The sequence below is a fragment of the Lysinibacillus sp. NPDC056185 genome (assembly GCF_047737915.1).
Lineage (GTDB): Bacteria > Bacillota > Bacilli > Bacillales_A > Planococcaceae > Lysinibacillus.
Genome location: NZ_JBLLLQ010000045.1, coordinates 1 through 20,657 on the forward strand (window position 1 = coordinate 1; position 20,657 = coordinate 20,657).

Here is a 20,657-nt window from a genome sequence, read left to right on the forward strand (position 1 = left end):
ACACCCGTTCCCATACCGAACACGGAAGTTAAGCTCTTTAGCGCCGATGGTAGTTGGGGGCTTCCCCCTGTGAGAGTAGGACGTCGCTAGGCAATGTAAACAGTCAGCTGAGTGCTGACTGTTTTTTTATAAAAAACCTTAATAATTTATCAATAATTCAACAAAACTTGCCTAAAATAAGACAGAGCTCAACGATCATTTATTCTAAATGTAGAAGAAATTAAAAATGGCTATATTTTTCTCAGTGAAAAAAGGGCGAAAAGACTATCAGAATTACCACCTTGAAAAATCTGAATTGTCTTTCTTTTATAAGTTTCTTGACAGTAGCTTAGCACGTTGTTAATCTTACAATTAATATTCTTTTAACTATAGGAGGACGTTACGAAAATGTGGGAAACTAAATTTGCCAAAGAAGGTTTAACTTTTGATGATGTATTATTAGTACCAGCGCATTCAGAAGTATTACCGAAAGATGTTGATTTATCAGTTCAACTAACACCGAAGATTAAATTAAATATTCCAATGATCAGCGCAGGCATGGATACAGTTACAGAGTCTAAAATGGCAATTGCTATGGCACGTCAAGGTGGTATCGGTATTATCCATAAGAACATGTCGATTGATGAGCAAGCTGAGCAAGTAGAAAAAGTAAAACGTTCTGAAAATGGTGTTATTACAAACCCATTTTTCTTAACTCCGACTCACCAAGTTTTCGATGCTGAGCATTTAATGGGTAAATACCGAATTTCTGGTGTACCAATTGTTGATAGTATGGAAAACCAAAAACTAGTAGGGATCATTACAAACCGTGACTTACGTTTCATTTCTGACTATTCTTTAAAAATTGAAGATGTTATGACAAAAGAAGATTTAATTACAGCTCCTGTTGGAACGACTCTAGAGGATGCTGAAAAGATTCTTCAACAATATAAAATCGAAAAGTTACCAATTGTAGATGAAGAAGGTAAATTAACTGGACTAATTACAATTAAGGATATTGAGAAGGTAATTGAGTTCCCTAACGCTGCAAAAGACATACATGGTCGTTTATTAGTAGGAGCAGCCGTTGGTGTTTCAAAAGATACGATGATACGTATTGAAAAGCTTGTTGAAGCACAAGTAGACATCGTAGTAATCGATACAGCTCACGGTCATTCTGAGGGTGTATTACAAACAATTCGTTCTATCCGTGAAGCTTATCCAGAGCTTGAAATTGTCGCTGGTAACGTGGCAACTGCTGATGGTGCACGTTCATTATTTGAAGCTGGAGCAGATGTAGTGAAAGTTGGTATTGGACCTGGATCTATTTGTACTACTCGTGTCGTAGCAGGTGTAGGTGTACCACAAATTACAGCTGTTTACGATTGTGCAACAGTAGCTCGTGAGCTTGGTAAAACAATTATTGCTGATGGAGGCATTAAATACTCAGGAGATATCGTAAAAGCTCTTGCAGCAGGTGGTAACGTTGTAATGCTTGGTTCACTTCTTGCAGGTACTTCTGAATCTCCTGGTGAAACTGAAATCTTCCAAGGTCGTCGCTTCAAAGTATACCGTGGTATGGGTTCAATTGGAGCTATGGAAAAAGGTTCAAAAGATCGATACTTCCAAGAAGATGCGAAAAAATTAGTACCAGAGGGTATTGAAGGTCGTCTTCCATACAAAGGACCACTAGCAGATACAATTTATCAACTAATCGGTGGTATTCGTGCAGGTATGGGCTATTGCGGTTCAGCTAACCTTGAGTTCTTACGTGAAAATGCTCAATTTGTTCGTATGACAGGTGCAGGTCTACGTGAATCACATCCACATGATGTACAAATCACAAAAGAATCACCAAACTATTCGATGTAATATATTACTAGCAACTTTTATGCTCTCGAATCGTCTACAAAGATGACACGAGAGCATTTTTTTATGATATAGAGTGCGCACGGAAGTTACTATATATGATAAAATGTCGAGGACAAGATTATTTTTTGGAGGGCTTTAAAGGTGAAAAAGACAATGAACACTGTCATTCGCTTACTCCTAATTCCTGTTTTGTTATTTAGTGTTTTAGCAGGTATTCCGGCGAAGGCAAATGCAGAAACAGATTTAGGACTACATGTGGATGCTGCAATTTTAATTGACGCAGATTCAGGAAAAATTTTATATGAACAAAATGCAGATACTTCACTAGGTATTGCAAGTATGACAAAAATGATGACTGAATACCTGTTATTGGATGCAATTGATGCAGGTACAGTTAAGTGGGATCAGGAATATCACGTAACTGATTATACGTATAAAATGTCTCAAAACCGTGCATTAAGTAACGTACCATTGCGTAGAGATGGATCTTACACAATTCGCGAATTATATGAGGCGATGGCGATTTACTCTGCAAATGCTGCTACAGTCGCTATTGCAGAAACAATTGCAGGCACTGAAACTGAGTTTATAAAGCTAATGAATAAAAAAGCAGAAGAGCTTGGTCTTAAAGACTATAAATTCGTGAATTCTACTGGTCTTAACAATGCAGATTTGTTTGGTATGCAGCCAGCTGGTACTGGACCAAGTGATGAAAACGTAATGCCTGCTAAATCTGTAGCTAAATTAGCATATCATTTACTAAAAGATCACCCAGACGTATTAAAAACGTCTAAAATTGCAAAAAAGACGTTCCGTGAAGGTACAGAAGATGCAATTAAAATGGAGAACTGGAACTTTATGTTGCCAGGATTAGTGTTCCAATATGAAGGCGTTGACGGATTAAAAACAGGTACAACAGACTTTGCTGGACATTGCTTTACAGGTACAGCAGAGCGCAACGGTACACGTTTAATTTCTGTTGTTATGAAGGCTGTAGATACAAAGGGAGAAGGCTCAAGAAAAGCTCGCTTCGATGAAACAGCAAAATTGCTTAACTATGGTTTCTCACAATTCTCGAAACAAGAAATTATTCCAGCGAACTATAAATTTAAAGATCAAGAAACAGTAAAAGTTACGAAAGGTAAAGAAAACAAAGTAGCGATTGCTGTTAAAGAACCAGTTTCATTTATGGTCAAGTCGTCTGAGAAAGATTTATATAAACCTAAACTAGTTTTAGATAAAAAGAGTCTTGAAGCAGAGGTTAAGAAGGATACAGTTGTCGGGAAGTTAGTTATTGAACGCTCGGAGGGCACAGATTACGGTTTTATTGACGGTAAGGACCTTAAAGCCGATGTTGTTACAACAGAGGCTGTGGAGCGCGCTAGCGGTATCTCATTATTCTTCCAAGGTGTTGGTAGCTTCTTCGGAAACTTATGGAGTGGCATTACTGACTTTGTTGGTGGCTTATTTTAATAATTAATGTATAAAGAACATGTAGATGTTTTAACACATCTACGTGTTCTTTCTTTTTCACATTTTTACGCTTTACTGCATACGCTATTAGGCGAAAGGATGTGGCTAAATGTGTGGCATTACAGGATGGGCTTGCTTTCAAAAGGATTTAAGAACAAGTAATGACGTTTTAAAGTTAATGACGCAAACGTTAAATAAACGAGGGCCAGATGATGAAAATATTTGGTGTAGTGAGCATATTGCATTTGGCCATCGTCGGCTAGCCGTCATAGATTTAATCGGTGGGAAGCAACCGATGAAAAAAGTACACGATGGTGCAAACTATGTCATTACATATAATGGCGAGCTTTATAATACCGAAGAATTAAGGAAAGAGCTGCAAAAGAGAGGGCATCTTTTTACAACACATTCAGATACGGAAGTATTATTAACTGCTTATATTGAATGGAAAGAGCAGTGTGTTGATTTTTTAAATGGAATTTTCGCTTTTGGTATATGGGATGAACAATCACAATCTCTGTTTTTATGCAGAGACCGACTAGGTGTAAAGCCTTTATTTTACACAGAACAACAAGACGGCTTACTTTTTGCATCCGAAGTGAAAGCATTATTAGCTCATCCATTGATTAAAACAACCGTTAATATGGAAGGGCTAGCAAATATTATGGCTGTAGGACCGTCCAGAACGCCCGGAAAATCACCTTTTCAAAATATTAATGAGCTACGTCCAGGATATGCAATGCGTTTCTCTAGAGAGGGTATACGAGTTTGGCAGTATTGGCAGTTACAGAGTAAACATCATGAAGAGTCATTAGAGGAGACAATCGATCATGTCCGTTTTTTACTAACGGATGCTATTGAACGACAGCTTGTTTCAGACGTACCAATCTGTACATTTCTTTCAGGGGGATTAGATTCCAGCATTATTACTGGCATTGCTGCAAACATGTTTCAGCAACAAAATAAAGGCAAACTCCATACGTACTCTATAGACTATGAGGATAATGAACGTTTTTTTAACCCACATGCTTTTCAAACATCCACAGATACGTATTGGATTCAAAAAATGACAGATACCTTTAGTACAACACACCATGCAGAGGAAATTTCCCAACAGCAATTAATCGATTTCTTAATAGAATCTGTCATCGTTAGAGATTCACCAGGGATGGCAGATGTAGATTCATCGTTATTATGGTTTTGTCGAGAAATTAAAAAGGATTTTACCGTTGCGCTATCAGGTGAATGTGCAGATGAAATTTTCGGTGGCTATCCATGGTTTACAGAAACGACTACAGGTTTTCCGTGGATTCGTTCATTGTCTGAAAGATCAACAATGTTACAAGAGCGATGGCGTAAGAAATTAAAAGTTGAATCATATGCACAACAGACTTATTCACAAACAATTGCTGAAGTACCATATCTTGAAGGAGAGAGTATTGAGGAAGTAAGGCAACGAGAAATGTTTTATTTGAATATGGTATGGTTTATGCAAACATTGCTGGAACGAAAAGACCGTATGAGCATGGGGGCGAGTCTTGAAGTTCGAGTGCCGTTTGCAGATCATCGTCTTGTGGAATATACGTGGAATATTCCTTGGGAAATGAAAAATTTAGATGGTATGGAGAAGGGTTTACTTCGTAAAGCAATGCAACATTTATTGCCAGAAGAAGTTTTATATCGGAAAAAGAATCCGTACCCTAAAACGTATCATCCAATTTATACAGCAGGCGTTCAAAAATGGCTCAGAGACATAATGGAGGACAAAAATTCAATTCTTTATGAATTATTTGAACGACAGAAACTAATAGAGCTAATTGAATCGGGTGGCAGTTCTTTCAAAGTTCCTTGGTATGGACAATTAATGGCAGGTCCACAGCTTTTAGCTTATCTGGGTCAAATTCATACATGGTTTGAACTTTATAATATCCAGCTAATTGAATCATAAGAATGAAGATAAAAGAAACACCAACCAACCTTTTAACGTGAGGTTGCTTGGTGTTTTTTCTGTATATCCCAACAGTTCATTAGCTTTTCGATAGAAGGTTCAATTTCATGCACAGGTATGCCTCCAAAACCTAGTAAAAATTGAGCTTTTGAGGGTGCGGAGTAATCCAGGCGATAATCAGATAATGGATAGATTCTGATTTCCGCATTGGAAGCAAGTTGCTGTAATTGCTTTTCAGACAAAGTATGTTGGACATCGAGTAAAATATGCATTCCTGCTTGCTCACCAGTGATGTTAATTTGATTAGAATAGTTTTCTAAAATAGAAGTGAGTTTTTCATGTTTTTTTCGATAAATCTTTCTCATTCGATTTAAATGCTTTGCAAAATGGCCGTCACGCATAAAATTAGCTACAATATGTTGATCGAAACGAGGTACTGTTGATGAATAGTAATTAAATACATCATTATAAGCAGCAAGTAATTTTGGTGGAAGTACAAAATAAGCGACGCGCAAGGACGGCATTAATGATTTTGTAAATGTACTCATATAAATTACTTTATCATTTCGATCTAATGCATGAAGTGCAGGAATTGGTTTTCCAGTATAACGAAATTCAGAATCATAATCATCTTCAATAATGTATCGAGAGGAGCTTTGTGAGGCCCAATTTAAAGCCTGTGCACGTCTTGTAGCCGATAATACTGCTCCTGTAGGGAATTGGTGAGATGGCGTAATATAGACAACCTCAGCGCTAGTTTTTTCGAGCTCATGAATGACAATTCCTTCATCATCGACCGCAATTGGATAGACTTTTCGTTTATGCTGGGAAAACATACGATGCACAGCTGGATATCCAGGGTTTTCAAGGGCAAAACAAGTATTGTCACTAAAGAGTCGCAAAATCATTGGTAGAAGCTGTTCTGTTCCTGAACCGATGACAATTTGCTCGGGACTACAAACAACCCCGCGTGATTGAAATAAATAATTAGCAATCTCCGTTCGCAAAGATCGTTCTCCCTGAGGCTCACCTGTTAATAATAATTCCTTTGAGGCATCATCAAAGAGCTCTTTCGCATATTTCCGCCATGTTTGAAAAGGGAAGGCATCAATATCGATGGAACCAGGATTAAAATCTATCTTGTACAATTTTTTCTTAGGTTGTTCGTTTAAGGAAGTTATTGTTTCCTGCTGAATATACGGAAGCTCGTCAATTTCCTCTACAAAATAACCGACACGGGATTTAGACATAATATACCCTTCAGCAAGTAGCTGTGCATATGCAATTTCAATTGTTGTTTGTGAAATATTCAAAAAATCGGCTAATTTTCTTTTTGATGGCAATTTTTCTCCTACTGCTATTTTTTTTGTAATAATAGCTTCTTTAATGCCGCTATAAAGCTGATCGTAGAGCGGTTTCCCACCATTTTTTTCTAGTTGAAATAATAGCATGTCCATGTGCATTAATTCTCCTGACCTTACGATTATTTTATAAACTGGATATTTTTATATGGTCAATTTCAATTATACTAAATTTCATCATAAAGGTGGAGGTTAGAAATCATGAAACAAACAGGTACAGAATTAGTTAAGCGCGGGATGGCGGAAATGCAAAAGGGTGGCGTCATTATGGATGTCATTAATGCAGAACAAGCGAAAATTGCGGAAGCGGCAGGAGCTGTAGCTGTCATGGCATTAGAACGAGTACCATCAGACATTCGCAAGGCGGGGGGAGTTGCACGTATGGCTGATCCTCGTATTGTCGAGGAGGTATTGGGGGCAGTATCCATTCCTGTCATGGCTAAAGCACGTATTGGACATATTGTAGAAGCAAGAGTGTTAGAAGCAATGGGTGTCGATTATATTGATGAAAGTGAAGTATTAACTCCAGCAGATGAAGAGTTTCATTTATTAAAAAGTGATTACAAAGTGCCCTTTGTTTGTGGCTGTCGTGATTTAGGTGAAGCCGCTCGACGCATAGGTGAGGGTGCTTCCATGTTACGAACTAAAGGGGAACCGGGGACAGGTAATATTGTAGAGGCAGTTCGTCATATGCGTAAAGTGAATGCGCAAGTACGTAAGGTAGTTGGTATGACAGAGGATGAATTAATGACAGAAGCTAAATTGCTTGGTGCTCCTTTTGAATTATTAAGAGAAATTAAGCGTCTTGGCCGTTTACCAGTAGTGAATTTTGCAGCAGGTGGAGTTGCTACACCAGCTGATGCAGCATTAATGATGGAGCTTGGAGCTGACGGTGTATTTGTTGGTTCTGGTATTTTTAAATCAGAAAACCCAGAGAAATTTGCTCGTGCAATTGTTGAGGCTACTACGCATTATAAGGACTACAAGCTAATTGCTGAAATTTCAAAAGAGCTAGGTGTTCCGATGAAAGGCATCGATATTGCACAGCTTAGTCAAAATGAGCGTATGCAAGAGCGAGGCTGGTAAGATGAAGCGAATCGGTGTTTTAGCATTACAGGGAGCGGTACGAGAGCATGTGCAAATGTTAGAGTTTCTTGGATGCGAAGCGGTCTTAGTAAAACAAAGAGCTGATTTAGAGAAGCTTGATGGACTTGTCTTGCCTGGTGGAGAAAGCACAACGATGCGGAAATTACTGAATCGCTATGAGCTATTAGAGCCAATCCGCACACTTGCAAAGCAAGGTTTACCGATGTTTGGAACATGTGCAGGATTGATTTTATTGGCAAAGGAATTAGTAGATTATGAGTCACATTTAGCTGTAATGGATGTGGTAGTTGCACGGAATTCTTATGGACGCCAGGTAGATAGTTTTGAGGTTAAGCTCGACATACCTGAAATAGGTGCTGCCATTCCGGCTGTCTTTATACGTGCGCCACATATTGTTTCCGTAGGTGAAGGTGTTGAAATATTAGCAGAGCATGACGGGAAAATCGTGTTAGCGAAAGACGATCATTTATTAGGATGTTCCTTCCATCCTGAATTAACATCAGATGCACGAATTCTTGAATATTTTGTATCTTCTATGGTATGACTTGCAAAATTTCACTTCATATAGTACAGTATGGATAAAATTTAAATAACTGAACACGATGATGGGAAGTAGTAGCAAGCACGTTTTTTTTAGAGAGTCAGCGGGTGGTGGAAGCTGATAAAGGCACTTGTGAATCCGTCCTGGAGTTGCGCAGTCGAAGTTAATGAAGTAGGCTGTCGCCGGCTGAAATGCCGTTATGAGATAAGTGGATTAGACTAAGTACAAAGTGTCTAATCAATTAGGGTGGCAACGCGGGTAGCTCTCGTCCCTTTTTGGGGATGAGGGCTTTTTTGTGTTTTCTACTAAATATTTTCCCATCATTAAGAATCTACTGGAGGTATGACGATGTTAGATATTAAACGCGTGCGCGACAATTTCGCGGAAATTAAAGAAATGCTATTAACACGTAATGAGGATTTAGGAAACTTAGATGACTTTGAACAATTAGATGCAAAGCGTCGTGAATTAATTGCAAAAACAGAAGAACTTAAAGCTGAACGTAATAAAGTATCTGAGCAAATTTCTATCATGAAGCGTAATAAAGAAAATGCGGATGAAGTGATTGCACGTATGCGTCAAGTTGGCGATGAAATTAAAGAGCTAGATGTCCAATTAAATGATGTAGAAGAACGCTTTAAAGATATGATGATGCGTTTACCAAACATTCCACATGCATCTGTACCAGTTGGCACAACAGAGGACGATAATGTAGAGGAATATACTTGGGGTGAGATTCCAACATTTGATTTCGACATTAAAGCACACTGGGATATCGCTACAGATTTAAAAATTGTAGACTTTGAACGTGGTGCAAAAGTGACTGGTAGTCGTTTCTTATTCTATCGTGGCCTTGGTGCTCGTTTAGAACGTGCATTAATGACGTTTATGATGGACTTACATGCGGAAGAGCATGGTTATGAAGAAATGCTACCACCTGTAATTGTCAATCGTGATAGCTTAACAGGTACAGGACAACTACCTAAATTTGAAGAAGATGTCTTTAAATTAGATGACACAGATTATTTCATGATTCCAACAGCAGAAGTACCTGTGACAAACTTCTATCGTGATGAAATTTTAACAGCTGAAGCATTACCACATGGCTTTGCGGCATATAGTGCATGCTTCCGTTCAGAAGCAGGTTCTGCAGGTCGCGATACACGTGGTTTAATTCGCCAACACCAATTCAACAAAGTAGAATTAGTACGCTTTGTAAAACCAGAAGAATCTTATGAACAGCTAGAACTATTAACAGGTCATGCAGAAAAAGTACTGCAATTATTAGGATTACCATACCGCAAACTAAAAATGTGTACAGCTGATTTAGGTTTTACTGCAGCGAAAAAGTACGACTTAGAGGTTTGGATTCCAGCTCAAAATATGTACCGCGAAATCTCTTCATGCTCTAACTTTGAAGATTTCCAAGCACGCCGAGCAAATATTCGCTTCCGTCGTGAGCCAAATGCAAAACCGGAGTATGTACACACATTAAACGGTTCAGGTCTCGCAATCGGTCGTACAGTAGCAGCAATCCTAGAAAACTATCAGCAACAAGATGGAAGCGTAGTGATTCCAGAAGTATTAAGACCGTATATGGGCGGAAAAGAAGTAATTGCGCCAAAATAAACTGAGTCGAAAGCGAAGCGGCAGACTCAAGCCGACGGAAGCGTAGTGATTCCTGAGGTATTAAGACCGTATATGGGCGGAAAAGAAGTAATCGCGCCAAAGTAAATTGAGTCGATAAATAAAAGAAAAACTATTGTTGAAAAATTTCATCTCAACAGTAGTTTTTCTTTTTTAAAAGTAGGTTAGCGAGGTCGAACTCGATGTTTCACAGAGAAATTATGTTCATTAGAAAGTAAGTAAATAACGCCCTCTATAAAACCTATAAAGGCTGGAATATATGTCCAGAAGAAGATGAGGTACAATATACCTTGTCCAATTTTCCCTAAATAAAATTTATGGATTCCGATTCCACCTAAAAAGATAGCAAGTACCCCTGCGACCGTTTTATTTTTTATTGGCCAAGAAGGGTCGATGCCATCATACATAGGAGCTGAATATTGAGGCTGTGTTTGATATACAGGCTGTGATTGCTGTTGATAGACTGGTTGTTGCACAGTTTGCTGTTCTTTTTGGAAATTGAATTTTTCACCACAATATTTACATTGAGCTAATGTGACATCAGCTGCTGCACCACATTGTGGACATTCGATATTTTTCATGTCGATATCTCCTGATTAATGGTATTTGTTTAATTTACATTTTCCGATGTATTGTTTTTAATTACACTGTTATGATTATCTATTGAATTGATTCGACTGGAGCACCGCAGTTATTACAAAATTTCGAAGTAACGTCTAGTTCTTGTCCACATGAACAAACAGGCTTGTGTAAACTAGTTCCACAAGAAGAACAGAATTTTGATGATTCTTCGTTTTCACTCTGACAAGAATGACATGTAATGACCTTTAGCGTTAAATTTTCACCGCATAAATTGCAAAACTTACTAGTAGACAAAATGTTACCGTGGCAAGAAGGACATATTTTATGTGTAACATTATTGTTAGGCTGTTGTACTTGTTGATTCATCATAGTCACCATACCTTGCCCTACGCCTAATCCAACTCCACTTGTAGCAAATAATCCAGCTACTCCATTCTCATTTGATGCAGCAGATTCATATATATCAAAGCTACGTTGTGTTACATAACGATTGTCACCCATAATTTCGAACTTAGCTTTATCTTGTAAAATTTCATTTATTTTATCGAAATCTTCCTCTGGGAAATTAATTGATTGAATATGGAAATGGGCCATTATAAAACCATACGCATTGAATTCTTCAGAGATTTTTTCTTTTAAACTATTTGAAATATTATGAAGCTCTGTTGTTATTTCTAGTGCAGAGATTTTCTCATTAATAATTTTATTTGCAAGTTCAGTTTTTATGGATGTAATAAGAGAACCTTTAAAGTAATCTTGTACTTTTTCGAAACTAACAATATCATCTTTATTCATAGAGCCTATAACTTCTGTAAAGAATAATAAATAGTCATCAAGGCGAAGAGCCAATTGTCCAAATGCTCGTATACGTAATTTTACAAAGTATTTCGGGTCAATTAGTTGAATAGGATCAGAGGTTCCCCAATATAAATCTAATTTTACCGTTAGATTTATAAAGTAGATTTCTGCTGAAAAAGGTGTATCCCCTCCATAAGCAAAATTCACAACATGATGAAGTAATGGTAAGTTATTGGTTGATAAAACATGTGTGCCTGAATTAAATACATCACATATTTGCCCACCCTTTACAAAAATGGCTACTTGACCTTCGTTGACGATAAGTGTAGTACCTAACACTAGCTTTTCATTCGGATGCTTGTAGATTAACCAATCGCGTGAGCGTAAACCATCGAACTTCACTCTATCAAAAATAGGCATCAAAACATTACCTCCCTGTTAATTCCCTTTTAAATTAAATTATTACTAGTTATATTTTCCCTTTTCAGTTTATGCATGTCAATGGTTTATCTGTATTGAAATTTTTCTTTAGGTTAGCCAGTAATGTACTTGCTATATCGCTTTTTCCATTTCTTTAGATTGCGTATTTAAAAACATTATTGTTATGAATATGTTGTCGCTATTACGACATATTTCATATATATGCTATCCCCTAATCATAGAAAAGAAGGTGCCTCAATCTGAGACACCTTCTTTGTATGTGAAATTTTTAAAATTCTTCATTTTCAACAACTAACGCTTGTCGCGCCTTTTTCTCAGCCTTTTTCCGTTCGCGTAAAGCTCGGAAAAAATCGGTTAAGATTTGTCCACATTCCTCAGCTAAAATTCCTTCCGCTACTTCACATTCATGGTTAAAGCGCGCATCGTTTAATAACCGATAGAGTGAATCTACACAACCTGCTTTTATATCTCTTGCACCATATACGACACGTGGCACACGAGATTGCAAAATTGCACCTGCACACATAGGGCAAGGTTCAAGTGTCACATAAAGTGTTGTTTTTTCAAGGCGCCAGCTACCTATTTTTTTACAAGCCTCTTGAATAACCATTAATTCAGCGTGCGTCGTTGCATTTTGTGTTGTTTCTCGTAAATTATGAGCCTGTGCAATAATCTCTCCATCGTATACAAGCACAGCTCCTATTGGCACTTCTCCAAGTAAAGCTGCTTTCTTAGCTTCTTCCAGTGCACTGTTCATAAACAATCGGTCTGTTTCAAAAATATCCACTATGATCTCTCCTTATCACTTAGTGTATCTTGCTTAATTGACAATTGCTACTATCAAATATGTCTCGGCATAATTGGCCGGATTAAGTAGTAAGAAGTTAAAACGTTGACATTTCCAATACAACCATTTATATTTATATATGAATACATGCTCATATATAAATATAAAAAGGTTAGGGGTAAACTAAATGGATGAAAAATTACAAAATACAGAGGTTCAGATTAACAAAGAGCAACATTTAGATGAAGAAACGCTATTCGTCGTGTCTCAAACATTTAAAGCATTAAGTGATCCGACAAGAATTCGCATTTTAAATTTATTATGTACGGATGAACATTCAGTCAACGACATTGCTGAAATTTTAGATTTAGGTCAATCAACAGTTTCACATCAGTTACGTTTTTTGAAAAATTTACGGTTAGTGAAATATAGAAGAGAGGGCACAACCTTATATTATTCAACAGATGATGATCACATTATGAATTTATTGAAGCAAGCTATTGAGCATGCTGCACATAACTAGAGTTAATGGAGGGATAAAACATGGGACATAATCATGATCATGGCCATGACCATACACATGGCGCAAATAAAAAGATATTAATACTATCATTTATTATTATTACGAGTTATATGATTGTTGAAGCAATTGGTGGCTATTTAACTAATAGTTTGGCTCTTTTATCAGATGCAGGACATATGTTAAGTGACTCCATTTCATTAGCGATAGCCTTACTTGCTTTTATGTTTGGAGAAAAGGCAGCAAGCTATAGTAAAACATACGGTTATAAACGATTTGAAATTTTAGCAGCAGTATTAAATGGTGTGACTTTAATTTTAATTGCTTTATTCATTTTCTATGAAGCAATAGAACGTTTTGCAAATCCACCAGAAGTGGCAACAACAGGCATGTTGATTATTAGTACAATCGGTCTTTTGGTAAATATTTTGGTAGCTTGGATTATGATGCGCGGCAGTGATACAAAAGATAATTTAAATATGCGTGGAGCTTATTTACACGTATTAAGTGATATGCTTGGATCTGTAGGAGCCATCGTTGCCGCACTATTAATGATGTTCTTTGGTTGGGGTTGGGCTGATCCACTTGCGAGTGTTATTGTTGCCGCATTAGTATTGCGAAGCGGATACTATGTAACGAAGGCTGCTATCCATGTTCTAATGGAAGGAACACCTTCAAACGTTGATGTTCAAGAGATCATACAAACTATTGTACAAACAAACGGCGTTCATAGCATTCATGATTTACACATTTGGACAATAACAAGTGGAGCAAATGCACTTTCATGTCATGCAGTTGTTGATGATCACCTAATAATTGCGGATAGTGAGAATATATTACGAGAAATTGAACATAATCTTGAGCATAAGGGCATAAAGCATGTAACGATTCAATTGGAAACAGTAGCGCACAAGCACGATAATTCAATTTTGTGTACAATAAAAAATGAGCAGTCGAATCATCACCACCATCATCATTAACTAAATTAAAAATTTTCAGCTTTACATACCCTTCGTGGGTATAGTATGATGATTATGAAGTAGGAGGTGCATTTAATGGAGGATATAGTGAAAGAGGATGCTTGTCATACAGAGGAAGCTACGTCGTGTCGAAAAAGCCATCACCCTGAACGCGTAAAAAAAGATTTAACGACTCGTTTGAATCGAGTTGAAGGTCAAATCCGAGGTATTAAAGGGATGATTGAAAAAGACGTTTACTGTGATGATATTATTACGCAACTGTCTGCCACGCAGTCTGCTTTAAATAGCGTAGCGAAGATATTATTAGAAGGTCATTTAAAGGGATGTGTAGTAGATCGCCTATCAGAAGGTGATGAAGCAGTGTTAGACGAATTAGTAGTGACTATCCAAAAATTAATGAAGAAGTAAAATTTTTTAATAAATATATACCCCTATATAGTATCTAAATTAAAGGAGAGATATTTTATGCAAAACGTAGCTTTAAACGTACAAGGAATGTCATGTGGACATTGTGTAAACTCAGTGGAAAAAAGTGTTGGAGCATTAGCTGGCGTTGAACAAGTAAAAGTAAACTTAGCTGATGGTTTAGTAGATGTAGCATTTGACGAAACACAAGTATCTCTAGACCAAATTAAAGAAGCAATCGACGATCAAGGCTATGACGTTAAATAATATAAGTAGGGTGCTCTTGTAGCACTCTCTTATTTTCAGTTTTATATACCCCTGGTTGGTATGTAGAGAGGAGAAATGATCATGAGTTCGGAAATAAAAGAAGCGAATTTGCAAATTACAGGTATGACATGTGCAGCCTGTGCTACTCGTATAGAAAAAGGTTTAAATAAAATGGATGGTGTAGAACAAGCGACAGTTAATTTAGCTCTTGAAAAATCATCCATTAAATATGATTCGACAAAATTAAATGAAGAAGATTTTGAAAAGAAAATTGAAGCACTTGGTTATGGTATCGTGAAACAAAAAGCGGAATTCAACATTACAGGCATGACATGTGCAGCCTGTGCTACACGTATAGAGAAGGGTTTAAATAAACTAGCAGGTGTATCCTCTGCGAACGTTAACTTAGCACTCGAAAAAGCTACTATTGAATTTAATCCATCTGAGGTGGCGATTGCAGATATCATTGCAAAAGTTGAGAAATTAGGATATGAGGCTCATCAAAAAGTAGATGAGCGAGAAACTGCGGATCATCGTGAACAGGCCATTAAACAACAGCAGAAAAAATTTATTTTATCGGCCATTCTTTCATTACCATTACTGTGGACGATGGTAGGACATTTTTCATTTACATCATTTTTATATGTCCCTGAATTTTTAATGAATCCGTGGGTACAAATGGTGTTGGCTACTCCTGTTCAATTTATCATTGGGAAGCAATTTTATGTGGGAGCCTATAAAGCTTTACGCAATGGTAGTGCCAATATGGATGTACTTGTAGTAATGGGAACATCTGCGGCGTATTTTTATAGCGTATATCAAGCAATTATTACTGCGGGGTCACATCATGCCCCTCACCTATATTTTGAAACGAGTGCCGTATTAATTACTTTAATTTTATTAGGTAAATTATTTGAGGCAAAAGCAAAAGGTCGCTCATCTGAAGCAATCAAAAAATTAATGGGCCTTCAGGCAAAAACGGCCATCGTTGTTCGTGCCGGTGTAGAGAAAGAGGTACCGTTAGAAGAAGTAGTCATTGGTGACATTATTTTAGTGAAGCCTGGTGAAAAAATTCCTGTTGATGGTGAGGTATTAGAAGGAACGACAGCTGTAGATGAATCGATGTTAACAGGGGAAAGTTTACCTGTTGATAAAAAGCAAGGTGATTTATTATTCGGTTCTACTATTAATAAAAATGGCTTCATTAAAATGACAGCGACTAAAGTCGGTCGCGATACAGCCTTAGCTCAAATTATTAAAGTTGTAGAAGATGCACAAGGCTCCAAAGCGCCAATCCAGCGTTTAGCAGACCAAATTTCGGGCGTCTTTGTACCAATCGTTGTTGGCATTGCGCTTGTCACGTTTTTAATTTGGATTATTTGGGTACGACCTGGTGAATTTACGCCAGCACTTGAAGTATTAATTGCAGTTCTCGTTATCGCTTGTCCATGTGCGCTCGGATTGGCAACACCAACATCTATTATGGCGGGTTCTGGTCGTGCAGCGGAATTTGGTATTTTATTTAAAGGTGGAGAGCATTTAGAGCAAACGCAAAGCATTGATACAGTAGTTGTTGATAAAACAGGTACAGTGACACACGGTAAACCTGTTTTAACGGATGTCATGCTAGCGGCAAATCAAGACGAAGCACGCTTTTTATCGTTAATTGGTGCGGCTGAGAAGCAATCAGAGCATCCGTTAGCAGAGGCAATTGTTCAAGGAATTGCTGATCGTGGTATTGATCTAGGAGATGTTCAATTCTTTGAAGCAATACCAGGTTACGGTGTGCAAGCGACTGTCTCTGGTCAAGGCGTTGTCATCGGTACACGTAAATTGATGCAACAATACGGTATTCATATTGATGATATCCTACCAGCAATGGAGCAATTAGAGGAAAACGGTAAAACGGCCATGTTAGCTGCGATTAACGGTCAGTATGCTGGCCTAGTAGCGGTTGCTGATACAGTGAAGGATACTTCAAAAGAAGCGGTTAGTCGTCTACAAGAAATGGGCATTACCGTTATTATGATGACTGGTGATAATGAACGTACAGCACAATCTATTGGAGCAGAAGTTGGTGTGAATCATGTGATTGCTGAAGTTCTTCCAGAAGGCAAAGCGAATGAAGTGAAAAAACTGCAAGCTACAGGTAAAAAAGTAGCGATGGTTGGTGATGGCATTAACGATGCACCAGCACTTGCGACAGCGAATATAGGAATGGCGATTGGTACCGGTACAGACGTGGCCATGGAAGCAGCGGATATTACGCTAATTCGTGGCGATTTAAACAGTATTGCGGATGCTATCATCATGAGTCGTAAAACAATGCGCAACATTAAACAAAACTTATTCTGGGCATTTGCTTACAATTCATTAGGTATTCCAATTGCCGCAATCGGTTTACTAGCTCCATGGGTAGCAGGTGCAGCGATGGCATTTAGTTCCGTATCTGTCGTTTTAAATGCACTGCGTTTACAGCGAGTTAAATTATAAGGGTAACGATAGATCCACTTTGAGTGGGTCTATTTTTTTATTTATTTCAGCGGATGTCAAAGAATTGGTTTTGGCCTCCTATTTTAATAGAGAAATAGTTTGGTTCTGTTTTTCACTTTCTCACTATGATACAATGAAAAGCACTGATTTATTTCCTAAGCCTCTGGACGCAATTATGCCGAGGCATAATTGATATAATTATACAAACCTCGAGGACGGGGCAATTGACGATAGAATCCATAGAACATAAAGGAGGAGCTTCTGGTGACGATTCCATTTGTTACGGTAGAAGGTCCGATTGGTGTTGGTAAAACCTCTTTATCTAAAGAGCTTGCAACAACATTTAATTACCATCTATTAAAAGAAATAGTAGACGAAAACCCTTTTCTAAATAAGTTTTATGAAAATATAGAGGAATGGAGTTTCCAGACGGAAATGTTCTTCTTATGTAATCGCTATAAACAATTATCAGATATAAAAAAATTTCGTTTAATGCATGATAAACCTGTTGTAGCAGACTACCACATTTTTAAAAATTTAATATTTGCCAAGCGTACATTGCTACCAACTGAGTATGATAAATACGAAGAAATTTATAAAATATTAACGAAAGATATGCCTGTTCCAAATGTAGTTGTTTATTTACATGCCAGTGTTGATACGCTGATGAAACGTATTGCGATGCGTGGTCGTGAATTTGAAAAAATGATTTCACGAGATTACATGGAGCAACTAGTGGCAGATTATCATTCCTTTATCGAGCATTTTGAGAACATGCATCCCGAAATTCCTGTTATTCGATTTAATGGTGATCAACTTGATTTCGTAAAAAATTCAAATGATTTGAAATATGTATTACAAACAATAAAGGACACGTTACAACAAAGGAGCATGCAACAATGAATTTGAGAGAGAAATATGGTATTCCTCCACAAACGGTCATTACAATTGCTGGTACGGTTGGAGTAGGGAAGTCAACAATGACAAAGGCGTTGGCAGAGGCGTTAAATTTCCGTACTTCATTTGAAAAGGTGGATACTAACCCATATTTAGATAAATTTTATGAGGACTTTGAAAAATGGAGCTTCCATTTACAGGTGTATTTTTTAGCGGAGCGTTTTAAGGAGCAGAAACGAATCTTTGAATATGGCGGCGGGTTTATTCAAGATCGCTCCATCTACGAAGATACAGGCATTTTTGCTAAGATGCACTATGACAAAGGTACAATGAGCCCAACAGATTACGAGACGTATACAAATTTATTTGATGCGATGGTGATGACACCTTACTTCCCTCATCCAGATTTACTTGTCTATCTAGAGGGGCCAATTGATGCTGTAATCGGTCGTATTCAAGAGCGTGGACGTACAATGGAGCAACAAACACCGAATGATTATTGGATTGAAATGCATGACCGCTATGAGAACTGGATCAATAATTTTAATTCATGCCCAGTTCTACGTTTAGATATTAATGATTATGATTTATTAAAAAATCCTGACGCAATTGAATCAATTGTGAGCCGCATCAGTCATATGCTAAAACAAACAAGCCATTTACGTAAATAAAAGGTGTATTAAAGCTTATATTTCTAAAACGATTAGGAAGATAAATTTTGGCGTTCTGGCCGAAAGCGCAGCGACGTGCAGAAACAAGTAATTGAAGAAAATAAATGATCAAAAGACGTGAGACAATATGTAACCTATTGTGTCACGTCTTTTGAGTAGGAGGGATTGTTATAAGAATAGCGGTGTATTGCGGTTCTGGCTTAGGCATAAACCCAATTTATGCAGAGAAAGCAGCCGAGTTAGGAACTGTATTAGCTCAAAATGGTCATGGTGTCGTTTATGGTGGCTCGAAAACAGGACTAATGGGGAAAGTTGCAGATGCAGTATTAGAAGCTGGAGGAGATGTTATTGGCGTGATGCCAACTCATTTACAGCAGCGGGAAGTAGCACATGCCTCGTTAACAGAGATTCATTTTGTTGAATCTATGCATGTACGTAAAGCCAAAATGGTAGAGTTAGCAGATGCTTTTATAGCTTTACCAGGTGGTGGTGGGACAATGGACGAATATTTTGAAGTGTTTACGTGGGCACAAATTGGACTACATGAAAAACCTGTAATTTTATATAATGTAAATAATTTTTATGATGCGCTTTTACAACAACTTCAGAAAATGCTTGAAGAAGGTTTTATACGAACTGAGCAAAAGTCACTTATTCATGTAGCTACTACATCGGAAGAAGTATTACATTTATTAAAAAAACATGGGTAATACGCCCATGTTTTTTCTGCAATAAATAATCTTTATAAATTTTTTTATAGGATTCATTACCATAAAAAGTTTAGTTCGCTAATACAATGAAAGAGGTGTAGATTATGCAGACAATAGATACAGAAGTTACTGATGATCAAGTAGTGCTGGCAATTGAACGAAATATAGCCATTATCCGTTTTGATATGGAGCATAAAGTTGCCTATGTAAATGAACTTTTTGCTAAAACATTAGGCTATAAAGTTGAGGAAATGATAGGAAAAGATCATAAAGATTTTTGTTTACCGGAATTTGCGAATAGTATAGAATACGGAAAGTTTTGGCGAAATTTAGCTGCTGGCAATAGCTATCAGGATAAAATCGAAAGAATGGATGCAAGTGGAAATAGAATTTGGCTTGAGGCCACTTATATGCCTGTCTTTGCCATTAATTCAAAAAAGGTGATTGGCGTATCGAAAATTGCAACAAATATTACAGAACGCCAAAATGAAATTGTTAGTGTAGCTGATACATTAAAGGTTATGTCTAAAGAGCTTCATAGTCGTTCGGAGGCGGGCATTCAAAATAGCAAGGATTTACTGGAAACAGTGAAAGAGGTTTCACAAGAGTCTGCTGATAATGTAAGAAATCTTGCGCAGCTACAGAAGCAAGCTGAATCTATTAAAGGGATTGTGAAAACCATTCAAGAAATTGCTTCTCAGACAAACTTACTTGCACTAAATGCAGCTATTGAAGCAGCAAGAGCCGGTGAGTATGGACGAGGTTTTGATGTTGTAGCAAAAGAGGTTAGAAAGCTTTCCAAAAGGGTAGAGCAATCTATTTCAGAAGTAAAAGATAATGTTGAGGGCATTGAGCGAGAGATTGGACAAGTCACTGAAAGTATCACGCGTATAGCTGAAAAAGTTGAAAAAACAAATGGTCAAATTAATGTAACAACGAATGATTTTGCCGAAATTGCATCTGCAGCAGAGGCATTAGATGAACAATCAAGGCATTTTACCGAAATAATTTAATTCAATTTTTATATGTTTAATCAAGAAGAATAAAATAATTGCAAGAATTAGAGAAAAGGTTAACGTATGTAATAGCTAGTCTTCAAATGTAATATTTACATAATTTTCTGATATATATTGAAAAAGTAGCTGAGTTTTATTTACAATAATTGTGTAAGCTTTCAT

At 37.3% G+C, this 20,657-nt stretch carries 19 protein-coding genes, 1 rRNA gene and 1 other annotated feature; of the genes, 16 read left to right on the top strand and 4 right to left on the bottom strand.

The genetic code is table 11. The annotated features are described in order from the left end of the window. The 4 genes from rrf to asnB form a co-directional block, all read left to right on the top strand. A 5S ribosomal RNA gene (rrf, locus tag ACMZ42_RS24815) occupies positions 1 to 92 on the top strand; the annotation flags it as partial. A 295-nt stretch (positions 93 to 387) separates the two neighbouring features. Continuing rightward, a complete protein-coding gene (guaB, locus tag ACMZ42_RS24820; RefSeq protein WP_415733132.1) occupies positions 388 to 1,851 on the top strand; it encodes an IMP dehydrogenase in 1,464 nt (487 codons plus the stop codon). A gap of 141 nt (positions 1,852 to 1,992) precedes the next feature. Continuing rightward, the gene (locus ACMZ42_RS24825; RefSeq protein WP_415733133.1) at positions 1,993 to 3,324 is read left to right on the top strand and encodes a D-alanyl-D-alanine carboxypeptidase family protein; all 1,332 of its coding nucleotides are present in this window, start codon (positions 1,993 to 1,995) and stop codon (positions 3,322 to 3,324) included. A 109-nt stretch (positions 3,325 to 3,433) separates the two neighbouring features. Then, positions 3,434 to 5,272, top strand: a complete 1,839-nt coding sequence (gene asnB / locus ACMZ42_RS24830) for an asparagine synthase (glutamine-hydrolyzing) (protein ID WP_415733134.1) — start codon at positions 3,434 to 3,436, stop codon at positions 5,270 to 5,272. A gap of 32 nt (positions 5,273 to 5,304) precedes the next feature. Here the strand turns inward: asnB and ACMZ42_RS24835 are convergent, their stop codons facing one another. After that, entirely contained in the window at positions 5,305 to 6,729 is a 1,425-nt protein-coding gene (locus ACMZ42_RS24835) for a PLP-dependent aminotransferase family protein (RefSeq protein WP_415733135.1), read from the bottom strand. Between the two features lie 105 nt (positions 6,730 to 6,834). Here ACMZ42_RS24835 and pdxS point away from each other — a divergent pair, with 105 nt between their 5' ends. The 3 genes from pdxS to serS all read left to right on the top strand — a co-directional run bounded on the left by pdxS (position 6,835) and on the right by serS (position 9,910). Further along, entirely contained in the window at positions 6,835 to 7,719 is an 885-nt protein-coding gene (gene pdxS / locus ACMZ42_RS24840) for a pyridoxal 5'-phosphate synthase lyase subunit PdxS (RefSeq protein ID WP_370083273.1), read from the top strand. Between the two features lies 1 nt (position 7,720). After that, complete coding sequence (gene pdxT / locus ACMZ42_RS24845; protein WP_370083275.1) at positions 7,721 to 8,284, top strand: pyridoxal 5'-phosphate synthase glutaminase subunit PdxT; 564 nt, start codon at positions 7,721 to 7,723, stop codon at positions 8,282 to 8,284. Between the two features lie 49 nt (positions 8,285 to 8,333). Beyond that, positions 8,334 to 8,557: a binding site (T-box leader), on the top strand. Positions 8,558 to 8,629: 72 nt separating this feature from the next. After that, positions 8,630 to 9,910 (top strand): serine--tRNA ligase, encoded by a 1,281-nt coding sequence (serS, locus tag ACMZ42_RS24850; protein WP_415733136.1) that lies wholly within the window; start codon positions 8,630 to 8,632, stop codon positions 9,908 to 9,910. A 182-nt stretch (positions 9,911 to 10,092) separates the two neighbouring features. Here the strand turns inward: serS and ACMZ42_RS24855 are convergent, their stop codons facing one another. The 3 genes from ACMZ42_RS24855 to tadA form a co-directional block, all read right to left on the bottom strand. Further along, positions 10,093 to 10,335 carry a TM2 domain-containing protein gene (locus ACMZ42_RS24855; protein WP_236690751.1) on the bottom strand — a complete coding sequence of 81 codons (243 nt, stop codon included), beginning with the start codon at positions 10,333 to 10,335 and terminating at the stop codon, positions 10,093 to 10,095. Positions 10,336 to 10,588: 253 nt separating this feature from the next. Then, the gene (locus ACMZ42_RS24860) at positions 10,589 to 11,728 is read right to left on the bottom strand and encodes an SPFH domain-containing protein (protein ID WP_402874868.1); all 1,140 of its coding nucleotides are present in this window, start codon (positions 11,726 to 11,728) and stop codon (positions 10,589 to 10,591) included. 289 nt (positions 11,729 to 12,017) lie between these two features. Next, positions 12,018 to 12,536 carry a tRNA adenosine(34) deaminase TadA gene (tadA, locus tag ACMZ42_RS24865; protein WP_370083279.1) on the bottom strand — a complete coding sequence of 173 codons (519 nt, stop codon included), beginning with the start codon at positions 12,534 to 12,536 and terminating at the stop codon, positions 12,018 to 12,020. Between the two features lie 187 nt (positions 12,537 to 12,723). On the opposite strand from tadA, the gene ACMZ42_RS24870 reads away from it, so the two are divergent. The 9 genes from ACMZ42_RS24870 (at position 12,724) to ACMZ42_RS24910 (ending at position 20,492) form a co-directional block, all read left to right on the top strand. After that, positions 12,724 to 13,059 (top strand): ArsR/SmtB family transcription factor, encoded by a 336-nt coding sequence (locus tag ACMZ42_RS24870; protein WP_370083281.1) that lies wholly within the window; start codon positions 12,724 to 12,726, stop codon positions 13,057 to 13,059. A gap of 20 nt (positions 13,060 to 13,079) precedes the next feature. Next, positions 13,080 to 14,036, top strand: coding sequence for a cation diffusion facilitator family transporter (locus ACMZ42_RS24875; protein ID WP_415733137.1), 957 nt, complete (start codon positions 13,080 to 13,082; stop codon positions 14,034 to 14,036). Between the two features lie 75 nt (positions 14,037 to 14,111). Further along, positions 14,112 to 14,444, top strand: coding sequence for a metal-sensitive transcriptional regulator (locus ACMZ42_RS24880; protein WP_370083285.1), 333 nt, complete (start codon positions 14,112 to 14,114; stop codon positions 14,442 to 14,444). A gap of 57 nt (positions 14,445 to 14,501) precedes the next feature. Further along, a complete protein-coding gene (copZ, locus tag ACMZ42_RS24885) occupies positions 14,502 to 14,708 on the top strand; it encodes a copper chaperone CopZ (RefSeq protein WP_402874873.1) in 207 nt (68 codons plus the stop codon). A gap of 81 nt (positions 14,709 to 14,789) precedes the next feature. Beyond that, positions 14,790 to 17,201 carry a heavy metal translocating P-type ATPase gene (locus ACMZ42_RS24890; RefSeq protein ID WP_415733138.1) on the top strand — a complete coding sequence of 804 codons (2,412 nt, stop codon included), beginning with the start codon at positions 14,790 to 14,792 and terminating at the stop codon, positions 17,199 to 17,201. Between the two features lie 264 nt (positions 17,202 to 17,465). Then, on the top strand, positions 17,466 to 18,104 hold the full coding sequence (locus tag ACMZ42_RS24895) for a deoxynucleoside kinase (protein WP_370083291.1): 639 nt from the start codon (positions 17,466 to 17,468) through the stop codon (positions 18,102 to 18,104). Further along, positions 18,101 to 18,769 (top strand): deoxynucleoside kinase, encoded by a 669-nt coding sequence (locus ACMZ42_RS24900; RefSeq protein WP_370083293.1) that lies wholly within the window; start codon positions 18,101 to 18,103, stop codon positions 18,767 to 18,769. Before ACMZ42_RS24895 ends, ACMZ42_RS24900 begins: the two co-directional genes overlap by 4 nt. Positions 18,770 to 18,951: 182 nt before the next feature. Then, positions 18,952 to 19,479 carry a TIGR00730 family Rossman fold protein gene (locus ACMZ42_RS24905; RefSeq protein ID WP_415733139.1) on the top strand — a complete coding sequence of 176 codons (528 nt, stop codon included), beginning with the start codon at positions 18,952 to 18,954 and terminating at the stop codon, positions 19,477 to 19,479. A gap of 104 nt (positions 19,480 to 19,583) precedes the next feature. Next, positions 19,584 to 20,492: a methyl-accepting chemotaxis protein gene (locus ACMZ42_RS24910; protein WP_415733140.1), complete on the top strand. Its 909-nt coding sequence runs from the start codon at positions 19,584 to 19,586 to the stop codon at positions 20,490 to 20,492. Positions 20,493 to 20,657: the final 165 nt, after the last annotated feature.